Source organism: Mesorhizobium amorphae CCNWGS0123, assembly GCF_001686985.1.
GTDB lineage: Bacteria > Pseudomonadota > Alphaproteobacteria > Rhizobiales > Rhizobiaceae > Mesorhizobium > Mesorhizobium amorphae.
In genome coordinates this window covers 4,365,834-4,392,497 of the sequence record NZ_CP015318.1, presented here as the reverse complement: position 1 = coordinate 4,392,497, position 26,664 = coordinate 4,365,834, and the positions used below count along the sequence as shown (strand labels likewise).

At 63.9% G+C, this 26,664-nt stretch carries 22 protein-coding genes; 9 read left to right on the top strand and 13 right to left on the bottom strand.

Features of this window, described 5'->3' with window-relative positions; translation table 11 throughout:
• Positions 1–46 precede the first annotated feature (46 nt).
• Positions 47–1,174 (bottom strand): S-(hydroxymethyl)glutathione dehydrogenase/class III alcohol dehydrogenase, encoded by a 1,128-nt coding sequence (locus tag A6B35_RS20735; RefSeq protein ID WP_065518245.1) that lies wholly within the window; start codon positions 1,172–1,174, stop codon positions 47–49.
• Positions 1,175–1,429: 255 nt separating this feature from the next.
• Between A6B35_RS20735 and A6B35_RS20730 the strand changes: the two genes are divergently transcribed.
• The 3 genes from A6B35_RS20730 (at position 1,430) to A6B35_RS20720 (ending at position 7,911) form a co-directional block, all read left to right on the top strand.
• Positions 1,430–3,442, top strand: a complete 2,013-nt coding sequence (locus A6B35_RS20730; RefSeq protein WP_006201762.1) for an acetyl-CoA carboxylase biotin carboxylase subunit — start codon at positions 1,430–1,432, stop codon at positions 3,440–3,442.
• A gap of 100 nt (positions 3,443–3,542) precedes the next feature.
• On the top strand, positions 3,543–7,070 hold the full coding sequence (gene dnaE, locus A6B35_RS20725) for a DNA polymerase III subunit alpha (RefSeq protein ID WP_006201763.1): 3,528 nt from the start codon (positions 3,543–3,545) through the stop codon (positions 7,068–7,070).
• Positions 7,071–7,107: 37 nt separating this feature from the next.
• Positions 7,108–7,911 (top strand): ion channel, encoded by an 804-nt coding sequence (locus A6B35_RS20720; protein WP_006201764.1) that lies wholly within the window; start codon positions 7,108–7,110, stop codon positions 7,909–7,911.
• Positions 7,912–7,920: 9 nt separating this feature from the next.
• Here A6B35_RS20720 and A6B35_RS20715 read toward each other — a convergent pair whose 3' ends face one another.
• Positions 7,921–8,802 carry a DMT family transporter gene (locus A6B35_RS20715; protein WP_006201765.1) on the bottom strand — a complete coding sequence of 294 codons (882 nt, stop codon included), beginning with the start codon at positions 8,800–8,802 and terminating at the stop codon, positions 7,921–7,923.
• A gap of 202 nt (positions 8,803–9,004) precedes the next feature.
• On the opposite strand from A6B35_RS20715, the gene A6B35_RS20710 reads away from it, so the two are divergent.
• Positions 9,005–9,508 carry a hypothetical protein gene (locus tag A6B35_RS20710; protein ID WP_006201766.1) on the top strand — a complete coding sequence of 168 codons (504 nt, stop codon included), beginning with the start codon at positions 9,005–9,007 and terminating at the stop codon, positions 9,506–9,508.
• 8 nt (positions 9,509–9,516) lie between these two features.
• Here the strand turns inward: A6B35_RS20710 and A6B35_RS20705 are convergent, their stop codons facing one another.
• A complete protein-coding gene (locus A6B35_RS20705) occupies positions 9,517–10,845 on the bottom strand; it encodes a DNA polymerase IV (RefSeq protein ID WP_006201767.1) in 1,329 nt (442 codons plus the stop codon).
• Positions 10,846–10,910: 65 nt separating this feature from the next.
• Here A6B35_RS20705 and A6B35_RS20700 point away from each other — a divergent pair, with 65 nt between their 5' ends.
• Entirely contained in the window at positions 10,911–11,486 is a 576-nt protein-coding gene (locus A6B35_RS20700; protein WP_006201768.1) for a GNAT family N-acetyltransferase, read from the top strand.
• Between the two features lie 111 nt (positions 11,487–11,597).
• A complete protein-coding gene (locus tag A6B35_RS20695; protein ID WP_006201769.1) occupies positions 11,598–13,124 on the top strand; it encodes a hypothetical protein in 1,527 nt (508 codons plus the stop codon).
• A gap of 11 nt (positions 13,125–13,135) precedes the next feature.
• Here A6B35_RS20695 and A6B35_RS20690 read toward each other — a convergent pair whose 3' ends face one another.
• Positions 13,136–13,789 carry a hypothetical protein gene (locus tag A6B35_RS20690; RefSeq protein ID WP_006201770.1) on the bottom strand — a complete coding sequence of 218 codons (654 nt, stop codon included), beginning with the start codon at positions 13,787–13,789 and terminating at the stop codon, positions 13,136–13,138.
• The gene (locus A6B35_RS20685) at positions 13,786–14,085 is read right to left on the bottom strand and encodes a DUF3572 domain-containing protein (RefSeq protein WP_040582650.1); all 300 of its coding nucleotides are present in this window, start codon (positions 14,083–14,085) and stop codon (positions 13,786–13,788) included. The genes A6B35_RS20690 and A6B35_RS20685 overlap by 4 nt, the downstream gene beginning before the upstream one ends.
• Positions 14,086–14,306: 221 nt before the next feature.
• Between A6B35_RS20685 and A6B35_RS20680 the strand changes: the two genes are divergently transcribed.
• Positions 14,307–14,678: a response regulator gene (locus tag A6B35_RS20680; protein WP_006201772.1), complete on the top strand. Its 372-nt coding sequence runs from the start codon at positions 14,307–14,309 to the stop codon at positions 14,676–14,678.
• 27 nt (positions 14,679–14,705) lie between these two features.
• Positions 14,706–16,079 carry a PleD family two-component system response regulator gene (locus A6B35_RS20675; RefSeq protein WP_006201773.1) on the top strand — a complete coding sequence of 458 codons (1,374 nt, stop codon included), beginning with the start codon at positions 14,706–14,708 and terminating at the stop codon, positions 16,077–16,079.
• A 521-nt stretch (positions 16,080–16,600) separates the two neighbouring features.
• On the opposite strand, the gene rpmG is transcribed toward A6B35_RS20675, so the two are convergent.
• From rpmG to A6B35_RS20630, 8 genes are all read right to left on the bottom strand, one after another.
• A complete protein-coding gene (gene rpmG, locus A6B35_RS20665; protein WP_006201775.1) occupies positions 16,601–16,768 on the bottom strand; it encodes a 50S ribosomal protein L33 in 168 nt (55 codons plus the stop codon).
• 186 nt (positions 16,769–16,954) lie between these two features.
• Positions 16,955–17,413, bottom strand: a complete 459-nt coding sequence (locus A6B35_RS20660) for a YqfO family protein (RefSeq protein ID WP_006201776.1) — start codon at positions 17,411–17,413, stop codon at positions 16,955–16,957.
• 98 nt (positions 17,414–17,511) lie between these two features.
• On the bottom strand, positions 17,512–18,687 hold the full coding sequence (locus tag A6B35_RS20655; RefSeq protein ID WP_040582647.1) for an MFS transporter: 1,176 nt from the start codon (positions 18,685–18,687) through the stop codon (positions 17,512–17,514).
• A 16-nt stretch (positions 18,688–18,703) separates the two neighbouring features.
• Positions 18,704–19,444 carry an NUDIX hydrolase gene (locus A6B35_RS20650; protein ID WP_040582651.1) on the bottom strand — a complete coding sequence of 247 codons (741 nt, stop codon included), beginning with the start codon at positions 19,442–19,444 and terminating at the stop codon, positions 18,704–18,706.
• A gap of 168 nt (positions 19,445–19,612) precedes the next feature.
• Entirely contained in the window at positions 19,613–20,047 is a 435-nt protein-coding gene (locus A6B35_RS20645) for a DUF983 domain-containing protein (RefSeq protein ID WP_404279385.1), read from the bottom strand.
• A gap of 17 nt (positions 20,048–20,064) precedes the next feature.
• Positions 20,065–22,371, bottom strand: coding sequence for a ribonuclease R (gene rnr, locus A6B35_RS20640; protein WP_006201780.1), 2,307 nt, complete (start codon positions 22,369–22,371; stop codon positions 20,065–20,067).
• Positions 22,372–22,377: 6 nt separating this feature from the next.
• Complete coding sequence (gene topA, locus A6B35_RS20635; protein ID WP_006201781.1) at positions 22,378–24,984, bottom strand: type I DNA topoisomerase; 2,607 nt, start codon at positions 24,982–24,984, stop codon at positions 22,378–22,380.
• 367 nt (positions 24,985–25,351) lie between these two features.
• Complete coding sequence (locus tag A6B35_RS20630) at positions 25,352–25,729, bottom strand: COG4315 family predicted lipoprotein (RefSeq protein ID WP_040582653.1); 378 nt, start codon at positions 25,727–25,729, stop codon at positions 25,352–25,354.
• Positions 25,730–25,913: 184 nt separating this feature from the next.
• On the opposite strand from A6B35_RS20630, the gene A6B35_RS20625 reads away from it, so the two are divergent.
• Positions 25,914–26,660, top strand: a complete 747-nt coding sequence (locus A6B35_RS20625; RefSeq protein WP_006201783.1) for a cytochrome c biogenesis CcdA family protein — start codon at positions 25,914–25,916, stop codon at positions 26,658–26,660.
• Positions 26,661–26,664 lie beyond the last annotated feature (4 nt).

The window sequence follows — 26,664 nt, the reverse complement described above, 5'->3', positions numbered from 1 at the left end:
GAACCTGTGCAACTTCAGTCGTTGGCCCTTCGGTCGGCGGCTTTCCTTAGTAAATCACCACACTCCTGATCGACTTGCCCTCATGCATGAGGTCAAAGCCCTTGTTGATGTCTTCGAGCTTCAGCGTGTGGGTGATCATCGGGTCGATCTGGATCTTGCCGTCCATGTACCAGTCGACGATCTTCGGCACGTCGGTGCGGCCGCGCGCGCCGCCGAAGGCGGTGCCCATCCAGGTGCGCCCGGTGACCAGCTGGAACGGCCTGGTCGAGATCTCCTGCCCGGCGCCGGCGACGCCGATGACGACCGACTTGCCCCAGCCGCGATGCGAGGCTTCCAGCGCCTGCCGCATCACCTTGGTGCTGCCGGTGCAGTCGAAGGTGTAGTCGGCGCCGCCGATCTGGTCAGCGCCACGCTTGGTCATGTTGACCAGGTGCGGGACGATGTCGCCGTCGATCTCCTTCGGATTGACGAAATGCGTCATGCCGAACTTCTCGCCCCAGGGCTTCTTGTCGTTGTTCAGGTCGACGCCGATGATCATGTCGGCGCCGGCTAGTTTCAGGCCCTGGATGACGTTGAGGCCGATGCCGCCGAGGCCGAAGACGACCGCCGTGGCGCCTTGCTCGACCTTGGCGGTGTTGATCACCGCGCCGATGCCGGTGGTGACGCCGCAGCCGATGTAGCAGATCTTGTCGAAGGGAGCGTCGGGATTGACCTTGGCCAGCGCGATCTCGGGCAGCACGGTGAAGTTGGAGAAGGTCGAGCAGCCCATATAGTGGAACAGCTTGTCCTTGCCGATCGAGAAGCGCGACGAGCCGTCCGGCATCAGGCCTTGACCCTGCGTGGCGCGGATGGCGGTGCACAGATTGGTCTTGCGCGAGAGACAAGACGGGCACTGCCGGCATTCCGGCGTATAGAGCGGGATGACATGGTCGCCCTTCTTGACCGAAGTGACGCCCTTGCCGACATCGACAACGACGCCGGCACCTTCATGGCCGAGAATCGCCGGGAAGAGACCCTCGGGATCGGCGCCTGACAGCGTGAACTCATCGGTGTGGCAGATGCCGGTCGCCTTGATCTCTACCAGCACTTCGCCATCGCGCGGGCCGTCGAGGTCGACCTCCATGATCTCCAGCGGCTTTCCGGCGGCGACAGCGACAGCGGCGCGGGTTTTCATCAGGCAGTTCCTCCCAAGGCAATCGACAGAATTTCAGGTGGTGGCCGACTTGTTGAGCCTGCCCGGCGAGGTGAAATGCCCGCCAGCCCTCCGCAGCGACCCCACACCACCTTATAGGCTTCGGCGATAGTGGCCAACTTCCCTTGCGACGTTTTTCGACGCACCGGCCATAAGGCCCAGCGCGGACCGCCGGGGCACTTGAGACATGGCTGGAGAGTCCATAGAACTGGTTCCTCCGGAGGACATGAATTCAGTATGTTCAAGAAGATCCTGATCGCCAATCGCGGCGAGATCGCCTGCCGTGTCATCAAGACGGCGCGCAAGATGGGCATCGCCACGGTCGCCGTCTATTCCGATGCCGATCGCGATGCCGTGCATGTCGAGATGGCCGACGAAGCGGTGCATATCGGGCCTGCGCCGGCCGCGCAGAGCTATCTGGTGGCCGAAAAGATCATCGCCGCCTGCAAAGAAACCGGCGCACAGGCTGTCCATCCCGGCTACGGCTTCCTGTCGGAGCGTGCGTCTTTCTGCGAGGCGCTGGAGAAGGAAGGCATCGTCTTCATCGGGCCGAAGCCGAAAGCCATCAAGGCGATGGGCGACAAGATCGAATCGAAGAAGTTCGCCAATGCCGCCAAGGTGTCGACCGTGCCTGGCTGGCTCGGCGTCATCGAAAATGCCGATCATGCCGAACAGATCGCCGGCGAGATCGGTTATCCGGTGATGATCAAGGCCTCGGCCGGTGGTGGCGGCAAGGGCATGCGCATCGCCTGGAACCAATCGGAAGTGCGCGACGGCTTCGACCGGGCACGTTCCGAGGCGAAAAGCTCGTTCGGCGACGACCGCGTCTTCATCGAAAAATTCGTGGTGGATCCTCGCCATATCGAAATCCAGGTGCTGGCCGACGGGCATGGCAACGCGCTCTATCTCGGCGAGCGCGAATGCTCGATTCAGCGCCGCAACCAGAAGGTGGCCGAGGAGGCGCCGTCGCCGTTTCTCGACGCCAAGACCAGGAAAGCCATGGGCGAGCAGTCGGTGGCTCTGGCCAAGGCGGTCGACTACCAGAGTGCCGGCACGGTCGAGTTCATCGTCGACAAGGACAAGAACTTCTATTTCCTTGAAATGAATACAAGATTGCAGGTCGAGCACCCGGTGACCGAGCTTGTCACCGGCATCGATCTGGTCGAACAGATGATCCGCGTGGCGGCCGGCGAGACGCTCGCGATCAGGCAGGGCGACGTGAAGCTGAACGGCTGGGCGGTGGAAAGCCGGCTCTATGCCGAGGACCCGTACCGAAATTTCCTGCCGTCGATCGGTCGGCTGACGCGATACCGGCCGCCGGAGGAGGGAACGTTCGGCGATATCGTCATTCGCAACGACACCGGCGTCACCGAAGGATCGGAGATTTCGATGTTCTATGACCCGATGGTGGCAAAGCTCTGCACCTGGGCGCCAACGCGGCTCAAGGCCATCGACGCCATGTCGGAGGCGCTGGACAGCTTTGTCGTCGACGGCATCGAGCACAACATTCCGTTCCTGGCCGCACTCATGCAGCATCCGCGCTGGCGGGAAGGGCGGTTGTCGACCGGCTTCATCGCCGAAGAATATCCCGATGGCTTTGCACCGATCGTGCCGGACAAGGACGAGAAGGCGGTCCTGGCGTCGATCGCGACCGCCGTCGAATTGCTGCGCCGCGACCGGCTCGACCGGCTGGGCGGGCGGCTGGCACCGCATTCCGGCATCCTGAAGCGGGACTGGGTGGTCAAGATCGGCGCCGACTATCTTTCGGCCGCCATCATCGAGGGCATGATCTCGATCCCGATGGAACTCGACCTGTCGATCGACGGCGGCAAGGCGCTGACCGTTGCCTCCGACTGGCGGCCCGGCGATCTGATCTGGCGCGGTACGGTGGACGGCCGCAGGATTGCGGCACAGATCAGGCCGGTGCCGAATGGTCTGCGCATCGCCTGGAAGGGCATGTCGGTGACGGCTCAAGCCATGCTGCCGCGCATCGCAGAGCTTGAAAGGCTGATGCCGGAAAAAGTGCCGCCGGATACCTCCAGGATGCTGCTTTGCCCGATGCCCGGCCTTGTCGTGTCGATCGCCGTCGCTGAGGGGCAGGAGGTCAAGGCCGGCGAGACGCTGGCCGTGGTCGAGGCGATGAAGATGGAAAATGTGCTGCGCGCCGAGCGCGATCTCACCGTGTCGAAGCTCAACGCCAGGCCCGGCGACAGTCTCGCCGTCGATGCGGTGATCATGGAATTCGCATGACGAAGCCGCTTAGCTGTTAACACGCCACTGCTGGACTCGCATCGTCCGCTTCCGGACAATACATCTAGGCGATTGAGTCTCCTTAGGCGGCACGGACACCATGGCCGACGAAAAACTTCCACGCGATCCCCTGAAGCGCGAAGCCGCGATTGCAGCCGCGCGTCCGGAGGCGCCGGCGCGGCCCTTCATCCATCTGCGCGTGCACTCGGCTTATTCGCTGCTTGAAGGCGCCTTGCAGATCGGCAAGATCGTCGGCCACGCGGTCAAGGACGAATGTCCGGCGATCGCCGTCACCGACACCAACAATTTGTTCGGGGCGCTGGAGTTCGCGCAAAAGGCGGTCAAGGACGGCATCCAACCGATCATCGGTTGCCAGATCGATCTTGCCTTTTCCGGTGAGAACAGCGACGGCCAGCGCGACCGCCGGCGGCAGGGACCGGAGATGCGCGCCGTGGTGCTGATTGCCGCGACCGAGGCCGGCTATGCTAATCTGGTCCGGCTCGTCAGCCGGGTTTATCTCCACACGCCGCCCGGCGAGCCTGTGCACCTGACGAGCGACATGCTGCAGGGGCAATGCGATGGCCTGATCTGCCTGACCGGCGGGCCACGCGGTCCGATCGGCAATGCTTTGAAGGAAGATCGCCGCGATCTCGCCGAGGTACGGCTGCTGACCCTCAAAGCGCTGTTCGGCGACCGGCTCTATGTCGAGCTGGATCGGGTTTCCGGCTATGACCGGACAATCGAGAAGTCGACGGTCGATCTTGCCTACAGCCACGACCTGCCGCTGGTCGCCACCAATGAGGCGTTCTTCTCCGCCCGCGACGACTACGAGGCGCATGACGCGCTGATCGCCATTGCCGAGGGCTCCGTGGTCGCGGCCGACAACCGCCGCCGGCTGTCGCCTGACAATTTCCTGCGCAGCCAGGCCGATATGGCCAGGTTGTTTTCGGACCTGCCGGAAGCGATCGACAACACCGTCGAGATCGCGTTGCGCTGCTCCTACTACCCGAAGAACCGCAACCCGATCCTGCCGCGCTTTACCGGTGGCGATGGCGCCGACAATGAAACGGCGCTGAAAGCAGAAGCCGACGAACTGCGCCGCCAGGCCCATGAAGGGCTCGATGCGCGGCTGGCCGCGCATGGACCCACCGCCGGCTATACTGACGAACAATATCGCGAACGGCTGGATTTCGAACTCGGCATCATCGAGAAGATGAAGTTCCCCGGCTATTTCCTGATCGTCGCCGACTTCATCAAATGGGCGAAGTCGCAAGGCATTCCGGTCGGGCCGGGCCGCGGTTCGGGTGCAGGCTCGCTGGTAGCCTATTCGACGACCATCACCGACATCGACCCGCTGCGCTTCTCGCTGCTTTTCGAGCGCTTCCTCAACCCGGATCGCGTCTCGATGCCCGACTTCGACATCGACTTCTGCCAGGACCGGCGCGAGGAGGTGATACGCTACGTCCAGCAGAAATATGGCCGCGACCAGGTCGGCCAGATCATCACCTTCGGTACGCTGCAGGCGCGCGCCGTGCTGCGCGACGTCGGCCGCGTGCTGCAGATGCCTTACGGCCAGGTCGACAAGCTTTCCAAGATGGTGCCGCAGAACCCGGCCAATCCGGTCAAGCTCGCCGATGCCATCGCCAACGAGCCGCGCTTTGCCGAGGAGGCGGAGAAGGAGCCGATCGTCCAGACGCTGCTCGACACCGCACAGAAGCTGGAAGGGCTCTACCGCCACGCCTCGACGCATGCCGCCGGCATCGTCATCGGCGATAGACCCTTGTCTGAACTGGTGCCGATGTACCGCGATCCGCGCTCGGACATGCCGGTCACCCAGTTCAACATGAAATATGTCGAGCAGGCCGGGCTGGTGAAGTTCGACTTCCTCGGCCTGAAGACGCTGACGGTGCTGGAGACGGCGGTCAAGCTGATCCGCCGCCGCGGCATCGAGATCGATCTCGCCCGCATTCCGCTCGACGATCCCGACACCTATGCCATGCTGTCGCGCGGCGAAGTGGTCGGCGTGTTCCAGGTGGAAAGTGCCGGCATGCGCAAGGCGCTGATCGGCATGCGACCCGACTGCATCGAGGACATCATCGCGCTGGTCGCGCTCTACCGTCCGGGCCCGATGGAGAACATCCCGACCTACAATGCCAGAAAGCATGGCGAGGAGGAGATGGCCTCGATCCATCCCAAGATCGACCATCTGGTGAAGGAGACGCAAGGCGTCATCGTCTACCAGGAACAGGTCATGCAGATCGCGCAGGAACTGTCCGGCTATTCGCTCGGCGAAGCCGACCTTTTGCGCCGCGCCATGGGCAAGAAGATCCGCGCCGAGATGGACAAGCAGCGCGAGCGGTTCGTCTCGGGCGCCGTAGAGCGCGGCGTCGGCAAGCCGCAGGCCGACTTCATTTTCGACCTGCTGGCAAAGTTCGCCGACTATGGTTTCAACAAGTCGCACGCCGCGGCCTATGCCGTGGTGTCCTATCAGACTGCCTATCTGAAAGCGCATTACCCGGTCGAGTTCCTGGCAGCGTCGATGACGCTCGACATGGGCAACACCGACAAGCTCGCGGATTTCCGCCAGGATGCGCTGCGCCTCGGCATCCAGGTGCTGGCGCCGTCGGTGATGAGCAGTTTCCGCGACTTCGAGGTCGGCGAGAACAGGATCTTCTATTCGCTGGCGGCACTGAAAGGTGTCGGCGATGCGGCGGTCGAGCACATCGTCGCCATGCGCGGCGAAAAGCCGTTCAAGAACCTTGCCGATTTCTGCGAACGGGTCGATCCGAAGATCGTCGGCAAGCGCGTTTTCGAAAGCCTGATCACCGCCGGCGCGCTCGATTGCTTCGGCCACGACCGTGCCGCGATGATGGCCGGCGTAGAGCGGATGATGGGGCTGGCGTCGCTGGCGCAGCAGAATGCGGTTTCCGGCCAGGCCGACATTTTCGGCGCTTCGCTCGGCGCGCAGTCGCAGGCACTCAACCTGCCGGCGACCGAGCCATGGCTGGCCGCCGACCGGCTGCACCGCGAATTCCAGGTTGTCGGTTTCTATCTCTCGGCCCATCCGCTCGATGAATACAAGGCGGCGCTGCAGAAGATGCGGGTGCAGAACTGGGGCGAGTTCTCGGCCGCCGTCAAACGCGGTGCCGCTGCCGGCCGGCTCGCCGGCACCGTCACCACCAAGCAGGAGCGCAAGACGCGCACCGGCAACAAGATGGGCGTCGTGCAGTTTTCCGACACGTCCGGCCAGTACGAGGCGGTGTTGTTCTCCGAAGGGCTGGCGCAGTATCGCGACCTCCTGGAGCCCGGCCGTTCGGTGGTGATCACCGTTTCGGCCGAAGACAGGCCGGAAGGCGTCAACCTGCGCATCAACTCGGTGCAATCGCTGGAAGATGAGGCCAGCCGCATCCAGAAGGCGCTGCGCGTCTTTGTCCGGGACGACGGGCCAGCGTCGATCATTCAATCGCAGCTCAAACAGCGTGGCGACAGCCAGGTCAGCATCATTGTCCTCAAGGGAGAGGCGCAGGGCGAGGTTGAGATCGCTCTGCCGGGCGGCTATCGCGTCTCGCCACAAATCGCCTCGGCCATGCGCGCGGTGCAGGGCGTGGTGGAAGTGGAGTTGGTGTGATCGCTCCCGCTGGTCGCGCGCCCTGCCGATTTCGGCCATGTCCGCCATGACGGCGGATGGATCGCGGGACATTTCTGCCTTGGCGCGGCTTCGCGATGTTCTGCGCAGGCTCTATCACGGGCGGACACCGGCGGCGTTCCGGTTCCAACTGGTGGCGGTGATCATCGATCTTGCCATTATCGCCTTTTTCATCGCCACGCCGGTCCTGCAGGACAAACCGTCGTTCCTCTGGCTCGACTATTCGGTGGCAGCCCTTGTCGCGGCCGACATGATCGCCCGGCTGCTTGCCTCCAACGACATGCTGCGGCTGATCAGGCAGCCGACCTCCTGGGTCGATGGCTTCATTCTTCTGACGCTGCTGATGCCCACGGCCTTTGCCAATCTCGCCTTCCTGCGCATCCTGAGGCTGTGGTCTCTGTCGCGCAGCGGCTCGCTCTGGCGGCATTTCGAGATGCGTGGGCTGAAGCCGTGGCGCGAGGCAAGCCAGGCAGTGATCAACCTTTTGACCTTTCTCTTCGTCGTTACCGGCTTCGTCTACACCTTCTTCTTCCGCACGCAGGCAGGTCTCGAAGGCTATATCGACGCGCTCTATTTCACCGTCGCGACGGTGACGACGACCGGCTTCGGCGACATCGTGCTGCCGGGGATAGCCGGCAAGCTGACGGCGATCGCCACCATGATCATCGGCATATCGCTGTTCGTGAAGCTGGCACAGGCGATCTTCCGCCCAACCAAGGTGTTCTTTCCCTGCCCACAATGCGGACTGCAGCGGCACGAGCCGGATGCCGTCCACTGCAAGGCCTGCGGCCATGTGCTGAACATACCGGACGAGGGGAACTAACCCAGGTGGCTACGAGGTGGCGACCTCGGCCGGTTGCGGCGCCTTGCGCTGCAGATTGAGCAGATTGCCCAACAGGATCAGCAAGGCGCCGCCGGCGGTGAAGGCGTCGATCTGCTCTTGGTAGAGCAGCCAGCCGATCAGCGCCGACAGCGGCACGCGCAGGAAATCCATCGGCGAGATGACGGTGGCATCGGCATGGGCAAGCGCGCGGGCCATGCAGAAATGCGACGACATGCCGGTGAAGGCGACGAGCAGGATCCATGGCCAGAGCTCGACCGGCGGGTTGCGCCACACATAGAGCGCCGGGATGAGGCCGAGCACCGACTGGATGATCAGCATCCAGAAGATGATGCGCACGACGCTGTCCGTGCGCGTCAGCGACTTGACCATGACCACCGAGATGCCGAAGCAGACCGCCGCGCCCAGCACGACAAGATGTCCGGGGTCGACGGAACCGACGCCCGGGCGAACGATGATCACCACGCCGACCAGCCCCAGCACGATTGCCGCGAGCCTTGGCCGCGACAGTTTTTCGCCCAGGAAGCTGACGGCCAGGATCGCTGTCCAGATCGGCGTGGTGAATTCGATCGAAATCAGGACAGCCAGCGGGATCAGCGTCAGCGCATAGAGCCACGCGGCCTGGCCGGCATAGTGGACCACGTTGCGGGCAAGATGGGCCAGCGGCCGCCCGGTGCGCATCGCGGCAAAGCCGCCATTCGTCATCACCAGCGGCAGCAGGATGAAGAAGCCGATCACCGAGCGCAGCTCAACCACCTGAAAGACGTTGAGCTCGGCGGTCGTGGCGCGGCCGGCGACCGACATCGCCAGGAACGACGCGATCGACAGCGCCATCCAGAACGCGGCCTTGGGGATCGAGGGAGCGGGTGCCATGCGCGCTATGTCGCAAGCTCCGCCTTCCATCGCAACCGCTAGCAACTGCATTCGACTGGGCCAGCCGTAGGAATCCGGGCGTTAAAAAACAGTCATGTTGAAGGCGGAACCTGCCGTCTTGGCAGGCGTTCCTTGAGTCTGCGTATTGCCAGCTCGCCTGGTCGCACCCGCGTTTCCGATAAACTTCTCGGGGGAGAGTTCGATGAAATCACTTGCATGCCTTGTCCTTGCCGGCAGCCTGATGGCCGCGGCAGACGCCCGTGCCGACGATGCCGACTTCCTGCGTTCGTTCCAGGGCAGCTTCGCCGGCAAAGGGACCGTCAAGGTGACAACCGAGGCGCCGACCGTGAATGTTTCCTGCACCTTCAGCTCCGGCGCGACCGCGACCTCGCTGTCGCTCGACGGCAAATGCCGCGGCCTTGTCGTGGTGACGCGTGCCATCAGCGCCGATCTGAAATCGAGCGGCGCAGGCTACACGGGCGTCTATGTCGGGTCCCGCACCGGGCCGGCGCAGCTCGCCGGCAAACGGTCCGGCAATGCGATCAATCTCGGCATCCGCTGGGCGAAGGAGGTCAATGGCGACCGCAAGGCGCGGCTGACGGTCGAGAAAACCGGCGGCAACGGCATGCGGCTGACGGTGACCGACGTCGATCCCAAGACCGGCAAGACCGTGGTGACCAGCCGGATCGATCTCAGCCGCACCTGACCGGCGAGTCAGTCCTCGATCGGTTCGGGCGGGTTGGCACTGCGGCCCTTGCCGAAGGTGTAGCCGGTTTCCACGGCCTTCTTGCCGAACTTGCCGCGCAGCGTGTCAATGGCGCCTTCTGCAAGCGCGCGCTTGCGCGACTGGATGTCGACCAGATCGGGCGGATCGGCCTTTTCGTCGTCCGAGAGATCGCTGACGCCGATGCCGAGCAACCGGTACTTCGTCCCGTCCGCTTGCCGACGCAGCAGGTCGAGCCCGGTCTGGAAGATGCGGTCGGCCAGCCGGGTGGGATCGCCGAGCTGGCGGTTGCGGGTGCGGAGCTTGAAATCCTGCGTTTTCAGCTTCAGCACCACGGTACGGCCGGCGATGCCCGACTTCTTCAGCCGCGCCGAGACTTTTTCCGACAGCGCCCTCAGCACCGGGACAAGCTCGGCCATGGCTGAAATGTCGGTGTCGAAGGTGGTTTCCGCCGACACGCTCTTGGCGTCGCTGTCGGGATGGACGCGGCGGTCGTCCTCGCCGCGCGACAGGTGGTAGAGCCGGTCGCCCATCACGCCGTAGCGGCGCATCAGGTCGCCACGCTCCATGCGCTGCAGCTGGCCGATGGTGCGGATGCCGTCACACTCCAGGCTTGCGGCGAAGGCTTTGCCGACACCCCAGATCAGCGTCACCGGCTGTTCGGCCAGGAAGCCGAGCGCCTCGGCCTCGCCGATCACCGACAGGCCGCGCGGCTTGCGGAAATCGGACGCCACCTTGGCGAGGAACTTGCAATAGGAGAGGCCTGCCGAAACCGTGATGCCGAGTTCCTTTTCCACCGTCAGCGCGAAGCGCGCCAAAACGACGGCAGGCGGCATGCCATGCAGGCGCTCGGTGCCGGAAAGGTCGAGAAACGCCTCGTCGATGGAGAGCGGTTCGACCAGTGGCGTCAGCGCCTGCATCAGCGCACGCACCTCGCGGCCGACGCGGACATATTTTTCCATGTCGGGCGGGATGACGACCGCTTCCGGGCAGGCCTCGAGTGCCTTGAACATCGGCATCGCCGAGCGCACGCCGTGGATGCGGGCGATGTAGCAGGCGGTGGAGACGACGCCGCGCTTGCCGCCGCCGACGATCACCGGCCGGTCCTTCAGCGCCGGGTTGTCGCGCTTTTCGATGGCCGCGTAGAACGCATCGCAATCGATATGGGCAAGGTGCAGCCGGTAAAGCTCGGGATGGCGGGCAAGCCGTGGACTGCCGCAGCGCTCGCAGCGGCGCGTCTCGCCGCGCTGAAAGGTCAGGCAGTCGCGGCAAAAACCGTGATCGGGATTGTTGACAGGGGCTGCCATTGCTGCGAACATAAAGAGAACAAACGCAATGGTACGACAGCGCAGGGCCGGCAACAAGCTTGGCCTGGGGAGAAGTCATGAGCATGACCATCGCGCCGCTGGCGCCCGAACTGTGGGCGGATTTCGAGGATCTCTTCGGCAAACAGGGCGCCTGTTACGGCTGCTGGTGCACGCATTTCCGGTTGGCGCCGGCGGTGCGCCGCGCGAGTGACCGGGAGCGCAACAAGGACCATATCAGGGCGCGGATCGAAGCCGGGCCGCCGCCCGGGCTGCTGGCCTTCGAGGACGGCAAAGCGGTCGGCTGGATGCAGATCGGCCCGCGCGGCGACGTGCCCGAATGGAACAATCAGGGCAGGGGCTCCGCTCCCGTCGATCCGGCCGACGCCGCCGACCCGGGCGTCTGGGCGATCTCGTGCTTCTTCATCCGCGTCAAGGCGCGCGGCAGGGGGATCAGCCATCGCCTTGTCGAAGGCGGCATCGCGTTTGCCCGGGAAAACGGCGCGCGGCTGGTCGAGGCCTGCCCGATCGATCTGTCGCGCGATTCGCGTTCGATCGGTCTCTTCGTCGGCTCGTCGCGGGTGTTCGAGAAGGCCGGCTTCGAGCGACTTGTCGAACGCAAGCCGGGCCGCCCGCTGATGCGGTTGGTGCTATAGCTAGGAAAGCGACGGCCTCGTGTACTGGTCTTCGTCTTGCGGCTGTGATGGTATTTCCCTAACAGAAGCAAGCAGTGATTTTTGCCTGCAAAGGCCAAAGGGAGAAGCGACGTGAAGCGTATTTTGCCATTTGTTTTCGTTCTCGCGCTCGGCGCGCCTGCCTTCGCCCAGACCGTCGACAGCCAGGGCGCGAAGCAGCTTTCCGAAGATCTGTCCCGCTATGTCGGCAAACAGGCGATCGAGAAAGGCGTGCTCAAGGTCTCGATTGAAGGCGACGCTTACAGGATCACGTTTGATTTCAAGGCGCTGGTCAACGCATTGCCGGAACAGAAGCTCGTGAAGCTGGACTTTGCGCCCTACGCGATGATGGTGAAGCCGCGCAGTGACGGATCCTGGGATGTCTCGATGGAGTTCTCGCAGACCGGGTCCTTCGAGGTCAACGGGCCGGAAGGTTTGCAAAGCACGCAGTTCACGATCAAGGACGGCAAAGGCAACGGCGTCTACAATCCTGATCTGGCCGCGTTCACCAGCGGCGCCAGCACAATGGCCGGCATGACGATGACGTCCAAAGATGCCAAGCAGCACATGGACGTCAGCGCCGGCGCCAGCACGGCAAACTTTGCCGCGACCAAGTCCGCAAATGGCGGCGTCGACGTGACAATGACGCAGAAGATGTCGAGCTTCGTGGAAGCGATCAAGTTCGACGATCCTGAGAGTGGGATGAAATTTCCGGTCACCGTGAAGTCGCCGGAACTGTCGGTGGATGCAAACGGCAAGGGGGTGCGGACAAAGCCGCTGCTCGATCTGCTGGCATTCGCCGTGGCCAATGAAGACGAGGCTGCGCTGAAGGCAAACCAGGCTCAGCTCAAATCGCTTCTTCTGGCGGCTCTGCCCTTGTGGGAGAGGCTCGACGGAACCTATGGGTTCAAGGATTTCGCGGTCGAAAGTCCGGTCGGTAATTTCGGCGCCGCGCAGCTAAGCACGGCGTTCGGAATGGACGGCATCGCCCAGGACGGAAAGATCAACTATGCGATCAAGGCATCGGGGCTGACGATACCCGCGCAACTCCTGCCCAGCTGGAGCGTGGCATTGCTGCCCACCGATATCGATCTGAACTTCGGTGGCGCCAACATTGATCTCGACAGCATGACGAAGAAAGCCATCGAAACCTTTGATCTCAACAAGAATCCGCCGCTGCCGGCTGATTTCGGCGATCAGATTTCCGCCGATTTCCTGGCCAAGACGCCCAAGTTCGTCATCGGGCATAGCACGGTGAAGAACGGCAATATCGAGGTAGCCCTGGAAGGCGAGATGACCTTCCCCGGCAAGAAGCCCGATGCAAATGTGACAATCGATGTTGCGGGCTATGACAAGATCGTGGCGAGCCTGCAGGAGGCGGCCAAGACCGAGCCCGAGGCGGCGCAGTATTTTCCGATCGCATTGGCCATCAAGGGATTTGGCAAGACGCTGCCGGACGGCCGCATCGAATGGGCCATCAACGCCAAGCCGGATGGTTCGGTCACCGTCAACGGCGCCATGCTGAAGCAGGCCGATCCGGTCACGGATGACAGCACCGATCAGGATGCGAGTCCTGGCGAGGGCAACAGCGGCGGAGCAGGAGCGAAGCTGAAACCCTGAATGTTCGGGAGCTAAAGCCCGAGCGCCGCCGCGATCTTCGGCGCGGCGTCGTGCCAATTGTCGACGACGATGACGCCGTCCGGCGTCGGCGGCAGGAAGGCGCGCAGCGAGTTGTCGGCCATCAGATGGAATAGATGCGCGTCGGCAACCGAACTTTTCACCGACGCCAGATTGGACGGCTGGTCGTCGACGAAAACCACCGGCCGGCCTTTCTTGCCGCGCAATTTGGCCACCGCAGGTCCCTTGGCCATTTCGGTGGTCAGAAGCGGGTAGGGCAGCCCGAGCGCGTCGAGATGGGAGCGGCGCACGGCACGGTGCCTGTGCGGCATGGCGGTCAGCAGGACGATCTCGGCGCGGCCGCCGAGCGTGCCTAGGGCTTCCGCCGCGCCGTCGGTGATGCTTTGCCAGTCGGCCTGGGCGTCGAAGAATTCACCCAGAAGCACCGTCACCTCTTCCTGTTCGATCAGGCGGCCGCTGGCGGTCTCTGCGATGTTGCCGGTGAGGCGGAAGGAGGCCAGCGTCAGGCCGAAGCCGCGCGATTTGAGAAAATGCGGGAAGGGCCGGATGAACTCCAGCACGACATCGTCGACGTCGAGCACCAGCAGCGGCCGGTCGTCCGCGGCAAGCTCTTCGATCTGCCGTGCTGTCTCGGGATCGTCGCTCATATCGAGCGCTCATGATCGTCGTCGCCGAGCGGCAGCGCCCGCAGGGCCTTGCCGACGGCAGCTGGCGGGGTTCCGGTCTCCTCGGCGAAGCGAAGCAAGGTCGGTTCGTGGGCCAGGATGAACTGCAGCACGCCGGCCAGGAAACCCGGCTCGCCTGCCGCGCGCCGGATCGACTGCGCCTCGATGCCGGTGATCGCCAGGAAGCGCGGCAGAAGCTCCGGATCGGCCGCGACGAAGCCCAATGCCTTGACGGCAATGGTCTCCGCTTCCTCGCGCATTGACGCTGCGTTTGCCATCATTACCTTCTGGTTGCGGAATGAGTCTCTTTCCGCAGTAATGGCAAGCGTCGCTTGCGGCAAGCCATCACCGTCTCCGCGTTGGAATCCGGACAGCTTTTGCGGCGGCCGGTTTCCGTTTCGTCAATCAAATTGGCGTAGAGTGGCGAAGGGTTGGGTGCGATCCGGCAAGGACGCATAACGATGGTCTTCACGCAGGAGGCCGTCGGGACGGGAAATCGATGCCTAAGAAGGTCATGATCGTCGAGGACAACGAGCTCAATATGAAGCTCTTTCGGGACCTCATCGAAGCCAGCGGTTACGAGACGGTTCGCACGCGCAATGGCCTGGAAGCGCTGGATCTGGCGCGCCGCCACCGGCCGGACCTGATCCTGATGGACATCCAGCTGCCGGAGGTTTCGGGGCTGGAAGTGACCAAATGGCTGAAGGAGGATGACGACCTCCACTCGATTCCGGTCATTGCCGTCACCGCCTTCGCCATGAAAGGCGACGAGGAACGCATCCGCCAGGGCGGCTGCGAGGCCTATATTTCCAAGCCGATCTCGGTGCCGCGCTTCATCGAGACCATCAAATCCTATCTGGGCGATGCCTGATGTCCAGCCAAGCCGGAGCCTTGTGACATGACCGCGCGGATCCTCGTCGTCGACGACGTCCCTGCCAATGTGAGGCTGCTCGAGGTTCGGCTGCTTGCCGAATATTTCGAGGTGCTGACTGCGTCCAACGGGCCGGACGCCATCGAGACCTGCGAGAACGGCAAGGTCGATGTCGTGCTGCTCGACGTGATGATGCCCGACATGGACGGCTTCGAGGTCTGCAAGCGGCTGAAAAGCGATCCGGCGACCGCGCACATCCCAGTCGTCATGATCACCGCGCTCGACCAGGTTTCGGACCGGGTGCGCGGGCTGGAGGCCGGCGCCGACGATTTCCTGACCAAGCCGGTCAACGACCTGCAGCTGATGACGCGCGTCAAGAGCCTGGTCAGGCTGAAGTCGCTGACCGACGAGTTGCGGCTGCGCGCCTCGACAACCCGCAACATCGGCATCGAGGAGCTTTTGAGCCGCAACTTCACCGCGGCCGACACCACGCCGAAGGTTCTTTTGATCGACGAGCGCAAATCGTCCTATGAGCGTATCCAGAAGATGCTGCGCGGCAGGGCCGATCTCGACATCGCCAGCGATCCGCATGCCGGTTTCTTCCAGGCAGCCGAGACAGCCTATGAATGCGTGCTGATCTCGACGGCGTTCGCCGATTTCGATCCGCTGCGGTTGTGCTCGCAGCTGCGCTCGCTCGATCGCACGCGCTTCCTGCCGATCATCCTTCTGGCCGACGAGGGCGAGGAGGGGCGCATCATCCGCGGCCTCGAACTCGGCATCAACGATTTCCTGATGCGGCCGATCGACCAGCAGGAGCTGACCGCGCGGCTGCGCACGCAGGTGCGCCGCAAGCGCTACAACGACCAACTCCGCGCCAGTGTGACCCAGACCATCGAGATGGCGGTGACCGACGGGCTGACCGGGCTGCACAACCGCCGTTACCTCGACAGCCATCTGCAAACGCTGTTCGACCGTGCCGTGGCGCGGCGGCGGCCGCTATCGGTGATGATCAGCGACCTCGATCGCTTCAAGGCCATCAACGATCTGCACGGCCACGATGGCGGCGATGACGTGCTGCGCGAATTCGCGCGGCGGTTGCGCAAGAACGTGCGCGGCATCGACCTTGCCTGCCGCTTCGGCGGCGAGGAGTTCGTCGTGGTCATGCCCGATACTGACGGCGCTGTGGCCGAAAAGGTCGCCGAACGCATCCGTGCCGAGATCGCCCAGATGCCCTTTGCCATCGGCCATGAGGGCAAGACGATCGAGGTCACCGTAAGCGTCGGCGTATCGTCTGTGCTGAAGGGGACGGATACGGTCGCGGCGCTGATGAAACGCGCTGACCTTGCGCTTTACGAGGCCAAGAGCGGTGGCCGCAACCGCGTCGTCGCCAAGGCCGCATAGAGCCTGTTCCCTCCCGATGGAGCCGGGATGGGGCTCTATCTTTTTTGTTCGAGCATGATCTTTTCCGAAGCCGGATACCACTTTTGGGGGATCATGCTCAGGCGCCGGCGCCCGATTTCCCGGTCAAGCCAACAAGGTTAGGAATTTACCTTAATCCAAGCGATTCGCGAGGCTTGGTTAAGAAACTGTTGATTTTTATAAGGTCTTGCGCAAATGTGAAGCCATAGACCAAGACGACCGGCACGAGGGTGGATTTGCCGGTTCGATCCGAAAAATACCCCATGATGCTCAGGTCCGCCGCATCTCCTGGGTCCGTGGGGTCGGCCGGCCGGCGCTGGCACATAGTGGCCTCCTCGTACCGCTGCCAAACGCCGACCGGCCCCCTTTCTCCCAAAAAACGACATCAGGATTCCGCGCCGAGCAGCGGAAGATCTGCGTTTTCGGCGCGGGCTGGCGATCAGTCCACCAAACGAAAAACGCCGCCCGGTGGGCGGCGCTTCGGCATGCTCGGAGGAAACCGATTACTTGATCTTGGTTTCCTTGAATTCGACGTGCTTCTTGGCGACCGGATCGTACTTGCGGAACGACAGCTTGTCGGTCTTGGTACGGCTGTTCTTGCTGGTCACGTAGAAGAAACCGGTGTCGGCGGTCGACAGAAGCTTGATCTTGATGTTTGCGGCTTTGGCCATGATGTTCGTCCGTTAATGTTCGTGGAGTTTTGGCCGCTGGAGCACGGGGAAAACACCCGGACGCGGGAAACTTGGCGCGACACATAAAGAACGTGCCCGGAAAGTCAAGCCCGGCCGGGCCTCTGCCGCGCCCAATGCCCGTTGCCGCAGGCAAGGAGCGTGCCGACGGCAGCGACGTCGGCAGCTTCAGGCGTCCTCCCTGACCGGTGAAGCGGCCTTCTTCCAGTCGCCCGTGGTGTTCCACCAGCGATTGGGGTTGGCGCGGTCGTCGAGACCTTTCGAGCGGCTGGCGAGCAGCGGCTGGATGCGGATCACCGGCTCCTGATAGGAATGCGCCTGGTAGATCGCCTCAACGATTCGGGCGGCGAGCGTCTGGTCGTCGGGCAGTTCGAACGACACCTCGACCGTGCCTGGCCGCTCACGCAAGATCGTCTCGGCGCCGGCGGCAGCACCTTCGAGCGGGCGGTAGCGCTCGACGCCGCCAGCCGACTGGAAGGCGTTGCTGTCATAATTGCCCATGCCGAGCGGGTTGATCGCCACCACCGCTTCCATGATGCGGTCGACATCGGCGGGCGGTGCCTGGAAGCTGACAAGCAGCAGCAACTCCATCCGCACCGATCTGGTTTCAAATCCACTGTCGATCATCTGATATCTCCCTGCTTGTGGAACGCCGATATAGCAGGGGTGCTGCTGACACGGTGATGTCAGCAGCCTCGTGCACCGAGGCGCCTGATCGAGCCGCCCTACAGGATTTTCCGGACGAGCCTGATGCCGACCAAAGCGATATAGGCGGCGAAGAAAACACCGAGCGACCAGCCGAAGCCGGAGGGGCCGAAGATGTCCATACCGATACCGATCGCCTGCGGCCCGAGCACCATGCCGACACCATAGCAAAGCACGAAGGCGGCGTTGGCGGAGGCCAACTCATGGCCGGAGAGTTGCGAGCCGAGATGGGCAAGGCCGATCGTATAGAGCGCGGCGACCACGCCACCCCAGACGAACAGAAGCGCTGCCATCAGGTGCCAATTCGCGGCGAAGTGCGGCATGAAGACGGTGCCGGCGAGGCCGACGGTGGCGCAAGCCAGGAGCAGATGGCGGCGGTCCGAGACGCGGTCGCTGATCATGCCGATCGGGATCTGCAAAAGCACGTTGCCGAGGCCGATCATGGTCAGCAGCAGGGCGGCGTCGGCCTCGGAGTAGCCGATGCGGCTGCCATAGATAGGGAACAGGGCGAAGCCGCCGGTCTCGACGGCGCCGAACACCAGCACCGCGAAGGTGGCGGTCGGCACCAGCCAGATGTAGCGCAGGAAGTGGCTGGTCTCGCTGTCGGCAACGATCGTCGGGCTCTCGTTGCGTGCCGCCAGCACCGGTATTGCGGCCAGTGTCACCAACCCGATGATGACGCCGAAGGGCCGGAAGCCGGAGCTGCCGAGATGAGAAAACAGCCACGGCCCGGCGGCGAATCCGAGCGACAGCACGGTGGCATAGATGCCCAGCACCAGGCCGCGCCGGTGCGGCGGTGCCGAGGTGCTGATCCAGAATTCCGACAGGATGAACAGCACTGTCAGCGCGATATGCAGCACGACGCGCAGCGGGAACCACATCCAGAAGGCCGGCGCGAAATGGAAGCCGACGAAGGCGAGCGCGCCGGCGGCAATCATGGCCAGCATGGTCCAGGCGACACCGAAGCGCATGGCAAGCGGCGTGGCGAGCGGCGCGCCGGCGATCGAGGCCAGGCCGGCGACGGCCGTGTTGAGACCGATCATCGAGGCCGAGTGGCCGCGCGTCTCCAGGATGACGCTGAGCAGCGGCATGCCGAGGCCGATGGCGATGCCGACGACGCTGATCGAGGAGATCGCAGCGACCATCGGCAGCCAGTGTACGCGTTCGTCGCCCTGTTGTTGGGTATCGACCGTCATGTGATGCCTGAATTACCTATAGAATTTCGCGGATGAAGCGATTGCGGACAAGCCGGTAGAGTGGCACCGAGCCGCCCGGACGCAGCAGCGGATCGTCGGCGAGGCGCCTTTCCAGCTCCTCCAGGATCATGCGGGTAATGTCGGGAATGTCTGCCTCCCTGGCTTTGGCCAGCGGCAGCCAGACCAGCTCCTCCAGTTCATTGGTCGGACCGCCGCCCGGAAGCTCAACCGCCACGTCGCCACGCCAGGCGCTGAAGAAGCGGGTGTCGAAACGGCGTACCCGGTTTGGCGGTGTGATCGCCCGCGCGATGAAACGCAGCGGCTCCAGCGATGGCATCACACCGTGTTCGGCAAAGCCCTGCCAATCACGCCTGGTCGTCGCGAAGGCGCCTTTGCGGCCGATGAGCAGACCGGCTTCCTCGTAGGTCTCGCGTATCGCCGACAGCGCAATGGCGCGGGCGCGCGCTACGCTCGTGCGGCCAAGGCCGGCGGTCAAATTGGCTTGCACCTCCGAGTGGAGCCCTGCTGCGACGGGAATGCGGCTATCGGCTGGATCGGTACGGCCGCCGGGAAAGACGAATTTCCCGGGCATGAAGGCATGACCGGCATGGCGCCGGCCCATCAGCACCAGGATGTCATCGCCTTTGCGGTCGAGCAGAATCAGCGTCGCGGCGTCGCGCGGACGCAGCGCCCGAGCCCGTGGCGGTGCAACGCTCCGCGCAACCTTGTCGATGCCGGCCTTGGTCATCCCGTCCATACGCTCGACCTGATGCATGTCGTCCAGAAGGTTCGGGGACCAACGACCTGCATGGAAAAAAGATCTGAAGCGTGTCGCGTGAACCCGTTCATACGCGACGCGCTTTAGCGGAAACTTGTCTTGTGCGAAAGTGGCGTTCAGCCATCGCCGATTGCACCAGCCGCGACTTCAAGCCTCGGGGTGAGACTCGATGACATCCTTTTCGCCGCCGAAGCCGTGCATATAGAGCGCCCATTGCAGGCCGATGACGGCGCCTTTGACCGGCTGTAAGAGCACCACCGCGAGCAGGATGGTCAGCGGCACCCAGATGGCGATGTGCTGCCAGGTGGAGAGGGTGGAAGTAGCCTCGACGCCCATGAAGGCACCGAGCACGATGTGGCCAACAATGACGATCACCAGATAGGCTGGCAGGTCGTCGGCGCGATGGTGATGCAGTTCCTCGCCGCAATGGTCGCATTTGTCGACGGACTTGGTGAAGCCGCGAAACAGCTTGCCTTCGCCGCAATGCGGGCAGCGGCCGAGCAGGCCGCGCTTCATCGCCGTCCACAGCGGTCGTGCGACCCGGCCCGAATGAAGTTCGCCGCCGAAAACCTGGTCTTCCATCTGCAACTGTCTTACCATCATCGTCTCCTGCCGCGCGTGCCCGGACGCGATTGCGACGCGCGGGCGCGGCCCTTGGCCTTGTGGAACGACCGTTTGGAACCGGGCAGCGGCTTCGGGTCGGTCAGCATCTCGAAACGCATCGCGCCGGCCATCGGCGCCACCTCGACCAGGCGAACCTCGACGCGGTCGGCAAGCTGATAACCCTTGCCGGTGCGCTCTCCGAACAGCGATCGAGCGGTCTCGTCGTAGATATAGTAATCGCCGTCCAGACTTGACACCGGGATAAAGCCATCCGCGCCGTACTGCGGCAATTGGACAAATAGTCCCGATTTGGTGACGCCGGAGATGCGCGCGTCGAAGCGGTCGTCGATGCGCTCGGCGAGATAGGCGGCGACCAGCCGGTCGACCGTGTCGCGTTCGGCCGCCATGGCGCGGCGCTCGGTGCCGGAGATCAGCACGGAAACATCTTCCAGCCGGTCTGCCTCATTCTGCGTCAGGCCGCCCGCGCCGAGGTCGAGTGCGGCAATCAGCCCGCGATGCACGATCAGGTCGGCATAGCGGCGGATCGGCGAGGTGAAATGCGCGTAGCGTTTCAGGTTGAGGCCGAAATGGCCGATATTCTTCGGCGAATATTCGGCCTGGCTCTGCGAGCGCAGCACCACTTCGTTGACGAGACCCTCATTATCGGCGCCGCTGACACGCTCGAGGATGCCGTTGAACTGGGCCGGGCGCATCTGGGCGCCGCGCGCCAGCGACAGGCCGAGCGTCTGCAGGAATTCGCGCAGCGATTCCTGCTTGGCCAGCGAAGGTGCATCGTGGATGCGGTAGACCAGCGCCTGGCGCTTGGCTTCCAGCGTTTCGGCGGCCGCGACATTGGCCTGGATCATGAACTCTTCGATGAGCTTGTGAGCGTCGAGCCGCTCCGGCACGACGACGCGGTCGACGGTGCCGTCCTCCTTCAGCAGGATCTTGCGCTCCGGCAGGTCGAGTTCCAACGGCTGGCGCGAATCGCGACCGCGCTTGAGGATGGCATAAGCGTCCCATAGCGGCTTCAGCACCGTGTCGAGGATCGGGCCGGTCTTGTCGTCAGGCATGCCGTCGATGGCCGCCTGCGCCTGCGGGTAGGCGAGTTTCGCCGCCGACTTCATCATGACACGGTGGAAGGAATGCCTGACTTTGCGGCCGTCGGCGGAAAAGGTCATGCGCACCGCAAGCGCAGGACGATCCTGGCCCTCGCGGAGCGAGCAAAGGTCGTTGGAGATGCGTTCGGGCAGCATCGGCACGACGCGGTCGGGGAAATAGACCGAATTGCCGCGCTTCAGCGCCTCGCGGTCGAGCGCGGTGCCATAGCGGACGTAGGCCGCGACATCGGCGATCGCCACGGTGACGACCACGCCGCCAGGGTTCTTTTCGTCGGTGTCGGGCGTGGCGAACACCGCATCGTCATGGTCCTTGGCGTCGGCCGGGTCGATGGTGACCAGCGCCAGGTCGCGCCAGTCCTCGCGCTGATCAAGCGTCGCCGGCTTCACGGCCTCGGATTCGGCGATGACGTCAGCCGGAAAGATATGCGGAATATCGTGCGCGTGGATGGCAATCATCGAAACCGCCTTCTCGCTGGTCAGCGAGCCCAGCACCGTCAGCACTTTCGCGCGCGGCAGTCCGTAGCGGGAGGCCCGTGCCGGTTCGACCTCGACCAGGTCGCCGTTCTTGGCGCCGTTCTGGAATTCCTTGTCGACGACCAGTTCGGGTTGGCGCCGTTCCACCGGCTCGATCCGGAATGTGCCGTCCTTCAGCACACGAAAGACGCCGAGCACGGCATCCGTGCGCTTCTCGAAGATCTTCATCACCCGGCCGGTATAGGCAGGGCCTGTCGCATCGTCTGTGGGGAAGGTCTTGGCCAGCACGCGGTCGCCTATGCCGGGCGCCGGGCCGTTGCCGCCGCGCGACACGCGGATCGAGACGACGGGCGGCTCGCCGCTGCCGACGGTCTCGGCCGGGTGCGCCAGGAGCACGCCGTCGCCGTCGCGGCCGAAGATGTCGAGCACCGCGACATGTGGCAGGGCGCCGACGCGGGCGAGCCGCTTGCGCTCCTTGGTCAGGATACCTTCGTCCTGCAGGTCGCGCAGCATGTCCTTCAGCCAGATGCGGTCCTCGCCGCGCAGCGCGAACGCCTTGGCGATGTCGCGTTTTCCCGCGCGGTCCGGGTTTTCGGCGATGTAGCGCAGGATCTCGTCGCGCGAGGGGCGGTAGTCGTCCTTCACCTTGGCGCGGGTATCGGCGGTGCGCGGATCGCCGTGGCTTCGTCCGGAGATCCTGCGCGCCACGGCCTGCTATCCCTTTTTCTTCGCCGCCGGCTTTTTGGCGGCCGCGGGCTTCGCCCCCGCCGCCTTGCGGAACGGCTTCTTGCCGTCGCCGCCCTTGGCTTCCTTCTCGGCAATCAGGGCCAGTGCATCCTCGATGGTCACCGCCTGAGGGTCCTTGCCCTTGGGCAGCGTCGCATTGACCTTGCCGAAGTTGACGTAGGGCCCGTATTTGCCGTCGCGCACGACGATCTTGCCGCCGCCATCGGGGTGATCGCCAAGCTCCTTCAGCGCGGCGGGGGTGCCGCCATTGCGGCCGTTCTTGCCCTTCAGCTGTTTCTCGGCGATCACCGACACGGCGCGGTTGAGGCCGATCGAGAACACGTCCTCGATACTTTCGAGGTTGGCGTAGGTGCCGTCATGCAGCACGAACGGTCCGTAGCGGCCCAGCCCGGCCGAAATCATCTTGCCGCTCTCCGGATGCTTGCCGACGTCGCGCGGCAGCGCCAAGAGGGCGAGCGCCTTCTCGTGGTCGATCGTTTCGGCCGTCCAGCCCTTGGGCAGGCTGGAGCGCTTGGCTTCCTTGCCGTCGCCGCGCTGGATGTAGGGGCCGAAGCGGCCGCTGCGCAGCGTGATTTCCTCGGCTGTGTAGGGGTCCTTGCCCAGCATCTTGGTGCCGTCGTCGCCATTGCCGTTCTCGCCATTGGGGTTGGCGGCGTCGCCGAGCTGGCGGGTGAACGAGCATTCCGGATAGTTCGAGCAGCCGACGAAGGCGCCGAATTTGCCGAGCTTGAGCGACAGATTGCCGGTGCCACATTTCGGGCAGATGCGGGGGTTCGAGCCGTCTTCCCGCGCCGGGAACACCAGCGGCGCCAGCTCTTCGTTCAGCGCATCGAGCACGTCGGTGACGCGCAGTTCCTTGATGTCGGCGACGGCGCCGGAAAAATCCTTCCAGAAGTCGCGCAGCACGTCCTTCCAGGCGAGCTTGCCGTCGGAGATCTCGTCGAGCTTTTCCTCCAGCGAGGCGGTGAAATCATATTCGACATAGCGCTCGAAGAAGCTTTCGAGGAAGGCCGACAACAGCCGGCCCTTGGCCTGCGGCACCAGCTTGCGCTTGTCGATCTCGACATAGTCGCGGTCCTCGAGTGTCTTCAGGATCGCCGTGTAGGTGGACGGGCGGCCAATGCCGAGCTCTTCCAGCTTCTTGATCAGCGAGGCCTCGGAATAGCGCGGCGGCGGCTCGGTGGTATGCTGGGTGGCGTTGATCGCCTGGCGCGCAAGCTGTTCGCCGGCGCGGATCTCGGGCAGGCGGCGGCTTTCCTCGTCCTCCGCGTCCTCGTCCTTCTGGTCGGTGTAGGCGGCGATGAAACCGTCGAAGCGAACGACCGAACCGACGGCGCGAAGCTCGGCGGTGCGGGCGCCGTTGACCGCCTCGATCTCGACCGTGGTGCGCTCGATCTCGGCCGGCTGCATCTGGCTGGAGATGGCGCGCTTCCAGATCAGCTCGTAGAGCCGCGCCTGGTCGGCATCGAGATACTGCCTGACCGAAGCCGGCGTGCGCATGAAATCGGTCGGGCGGATCGCCTCGTGCGCTTCCTGGGCGTTCTTGGCCTTGGTCGTGTAGAAACGCGGCTTTTCCGGCAGGTATTTCGCACCGAACTCCTTGGTGATCGCGTCGCGCGCGGCGTCGATCGCCTCCGGCGCCATCTGCACGCCGTCGGTTCGCATATAGGTGATCAGGCCGGCGGTCTCGCCGCCGATGTCCATGCCTTCATAGAGGCGCTGCGCCACCTGCATGGTGCGGCTGGCGGAAAAGCCGAGGCCCGACGAGGCCGCCTGCTGCAGGGTCGAGGTGGTGAAGGGCGGGCCGGGATTGCGCTTGGTCGGCTTGGCTTCGACCGAAAGCGCCTTGAAAGCGGCGCCTTCGAGCATCGCCTTGATGTCGTCGGCCTGCGCCTTGTTGGCGATGTCGAGTTTTTGCAGCTTCTTGCGCTCGAAGGCGGTCAGCCGTGCTTCGAAATTCTCGTTGCGCGGCGTGCCGAGAATGGCGGCGATCTGCCAGTATTCCTCGCGGATGAAGCGCTCGATCTCGGATTCGCGGTCGCAGACCAGGCGCAGCGCCACCGACTGGACGCGGCCGGCCGAGCGGGCGCCGGGCAACTTGCGCCACAGCACCGGCGACAGCGTGAAGCCGACGAGATAGTCCAGCGCCCGGCGGGCGAGATAGGCATCGACCAGCGGCGCGTCGATCTGGCGCGGATTGGCCATGGCTTCCAGCACCGAGGACTTGGTGATGGCGTTGAAGACGACGCGGCTGACCGGCTTGTCCTTCAGCGCGCGCTTCTGCTTCAGCACTTCCAGCACATGCCAGGAGATCGCTTCGCCCTCGCGGTCCGGGTCGGTGGCGAGGATGAGGCCGTCGGCGTCCTTGACCGCCTTGGCGATGTCGGCCAGCCGCTTGCCGGACGCGGTGTCGACGGCCCAGGACATCGCAAAGTCCTCGTCGGGGCGCACAGAGCCATCCTTGGCCGGCAGATCGCGGACATGGCCGAACGAGGCCAGAACCTTGTAGTTCTTGCCGAGGTATTTGTTGATTGTCTTTGCCTTGGCCGGCGATTCGACGACGACGACGTCCATGAGGTCTCATATCAGCTGTGGGCGGCAGAAGAATTCCGCTGCGCGACGCGTTCTTTTCGTCGCTCACATGGCCGCGCTTTTGCAATCGGTCAAGGGGAAGTGGCCAAATTGCGGGGACGTCCGCAGCAATACACTCTTAGAGTGTATGGGGAACATCACAGAATTTCGGGGAAGGCCGTTCATGGTTCGAGCGACCCGAAACGACTCAGAGATACGTCGCCGGCGACCATGCAAAAACGGCCGGGTGGCGCAATAGCCTGCATAATGAAACCGGCCGCCAGGCGCATGGAGGTGCCCGGCGACCAGTCGACGTCCCGCTAGCGGCAGCACGCAGTCCGCCAGCAGGCAGGACGCTGCATTGGGAACGTCAGTCGGCCTTGACGACGTGCCAGACTTCGCCGACGCCGTCACCGGTCATGTCGCCGGCTTTCTTGTCCTTGATGAAGGTGTAGACCGGCTTGCCCTCATAGGCCCACATCTTGGTGCCGTCGGTGCGGTCGACGACTGTCCATTCACCGTCGGCTTTCGCGTCGGCCTCGGCCTTCAGCGGCGGCCAGTTGGTGGCGCATTTGTCGTAGCAGTTGGTCTTGCCCTTCTCGTCCTTGTCGTAGGTATAAAGCGTCATGCCGTTGGCATCGGTGTAGATCTTGGTGCCACCGACATCGGCTTCCTTCCACGCCTCGGCAGCGAAGGATGCGGCGGTGCTGAGCAAAAGCGCGGCCAACCCGGCTGTGATCGTTTTCATGGAAATCTCCCTGGGTATCCGGAGAAGCGCGCGGGAAATCGCGGCCTCTTTTTCCATCAACGCGTCCAGCCGTTCTTTTCTTCCCTTGTCTGTCGCTCCAGGGCCGGCGGCTTGCCACAAAATGGTGATTGGTGGACAAGGCGGTGCGTCGCTATATGCGCGCCAGCATTGTTGGAGCTTGGGAATGGCATTGGACATCGGCTATGTCAGCGCGGTCGGGGCGGGGGCGATCTCGTTCCTGTCGCCTTGCGTGCTGCCGCTGGTGCCGCCCTATCTCTGCTACATGGCCGGCGTGTCGGTCGACGACTTTCGCGGCGATGCCGGCGCCACGGCAAAGGCAGGCGCGCGTGGCGCGCTGATTGCGTCCTCGATCGCCTTCGTGCTCGGCTTCTCCACCGTGTTCGTCGCGCTGGGCGCCGGCGCGTCGACCATCGGTCATTGGCTGCGCGTCTGGCAGGAGCAGCTGGCGATGGCGGCCGGCGTGCTGATCATCCTGATGGGGCTGAATTTCCTCGGCATATTGCGCATCCCGCTTCTGTCGCGCGAGGCGCGGTTCCAGTCGCAAGGCAAACCGGCCAGCCTGATCGCCGCCTATGTCATGGGATTGGCCTTCGCTTTCGGCTGGACACCCTGCATCGGTCCGGTGCTGGGACCGATCCTGACGCTGGCCGGTGGCCGCGAGACGGTCGGTGAGGGCGCGCTGCTGCTCGCTGCCTATTCGCTCGGACTGGGCATCCCGTTCCTGATCGCAGCCCTGTTTTCCGGCGCCTTCATGCGCTTCCTCGGCAAATTCCGCGTCCATCTCGGCCGCGTCGAAAAGGCGATTGGGGCGCTGCTGGTCGTCGCGGGAGTGTTTTTCCTGACCGGCGGCGTGCAGAGCGCGTCGTACTGGCTGCTGGAGAACTTCCCGGCCCTGGGGCAATTGGGGTAGGCCG

Bases quoted from the DNA above. Each gene is read 5' to 3' on its own strand.
- A6B35_RS20735 (WP_065518245.1), bottom strand. From the start codon at position 1,174: ATGAAAACCCGCGCCGCTGTCGCTGTCGCCGCCGGAAAGCCGCTGGAG.
- A6B35_RS20730 (WP_006201762.1), top strand. From the start codon at position 1,430: ATGTTCAAGAAGATCCTGATCGCCAATCGCGGCGAGATCGCCTGCCGT.
- dnaE (WP_006201763.1), top strand. From the start codon at position 3,543: ATGGCCGACGAAAAACTTCCACGCGATCCCCTGAAGCGCGAAGCCGCG.
- A6B35_RS20720 (WP_006201764.1), top strand. From the start codon at position 7,108: ATGTCCGCCATGACGGCGGATGGATCGCGGGACATTTCTGCCTTGGCG.
- A6B35_RS20715 (WP_006201765.1), bottom strand. From the start codon at position 8,802: ATGGCACCCGCTCCCTCGATCCCCAAGGCCGCGTTCTGGATGGCGCTG.
- A6B35_RS20710 (WP_006201766.1), top strand. From the start codon at position 9,005: ATGAAATCACTTGCATGCCTTGTCCTTGCCGGCAGCCTGATGGCCGCG.
- A6B35_RS20705 (WP_006201767.1), bottom strand. From the start codon at position 10,845: ATGTTCGCAGCAATGGCAGCCCCTGTCAACAATCCCGATCACGGTTTT.
- A6B35_RS20700 (WP_006201768.1), top strand. From the start codon at position 10,911: ATGAGCATGACCATCGCGCCGCTGGCGCCCGAACTGTGGGCGGATTTC.
- A6B35_RS20690 (WP_006201770.1), bottom strand. From the start codon at position 13,789: ATGAGCGACGATCCCGAGACAGCACGGCAGATCGAAGAGCTTGCCGCG.
- A6B35_RS20685 (WP_040582650.1), bottom strand. From the start codon at position 14,085: ATGGCAAACGCAGCGTCAATGCGCGAGGAAGCGGAGACCATTGCCGTC.
- A6B35_RS20680 (WP_006201772.1), top strand. From the start codon at position 14,307: ATGCCTAAGAAGGTCATGATCGTCGAGGACAACGAGCTCAATATGAAG.
- A6B35_RS20675 (WP_006201773.1), top strand. From the start codon at position 14,706: ATGACCGCGCGGATCCTCGTCGTCGACGACGTCCCTGCCAATGTGAGG.
- rpmG (WP_006201775.1), bottom strand. From the start codon at position 16,768: ATGGCCAAAGCCGCAAACATCAAGATCAAGCTTCTGTCGACCGCCGAC.
- A6B35_RS20660 (WP_006201776.1), bottom strand. From the start codon at position 17,413: ATGATCGACAGTGGATTTGAAACCAGATCGGTGCGGATGGAGTTGCTG.
- A6B35_RS20655 (WP_040582647.1), bottom strand. From the start codon at position 18,687: ATGACGGTCGATACCCAACAACAGGGCGACGAACGCGTACACTGGCTG.
- A6B35_RS20650 (WP_040582651.1), bottom strand. From the start codon at position 19,444: ATGGACGGGATGACCAAGGCCGGCATCGACAAGGTTGCGCGGAGCGTT.
- A6B35_RS20645 (WP_404279385.1), bottom strand. From the start codon at position 20,047: ATGGAAGACCAGGTTTTCGGCGGCGAACTTCATTCGGGCCGGGTCGCA.
- topA (WP_006201781.1), bottom strand. From the start codon at position 24,984: ATGGACGTCGTCGTCGTCGAATCGCCGGCCAAGGCAAAGACAATCAAC.
- A6B35_RS20630 (WP_040582653.1), bottom strand. From the start codon at position 25,729: ATGAAAACGATCACAGCCGGGTTGGCCGCGCTTTTGCTCAGCACCGCC.
- A6B35_RS20625 (WP_006201783.1), top strand. From the start codon at position 25,914: ATGGCATTGGACATCGGCTATGTCAGCGCGGTCGGGGCGGGGGCGATC.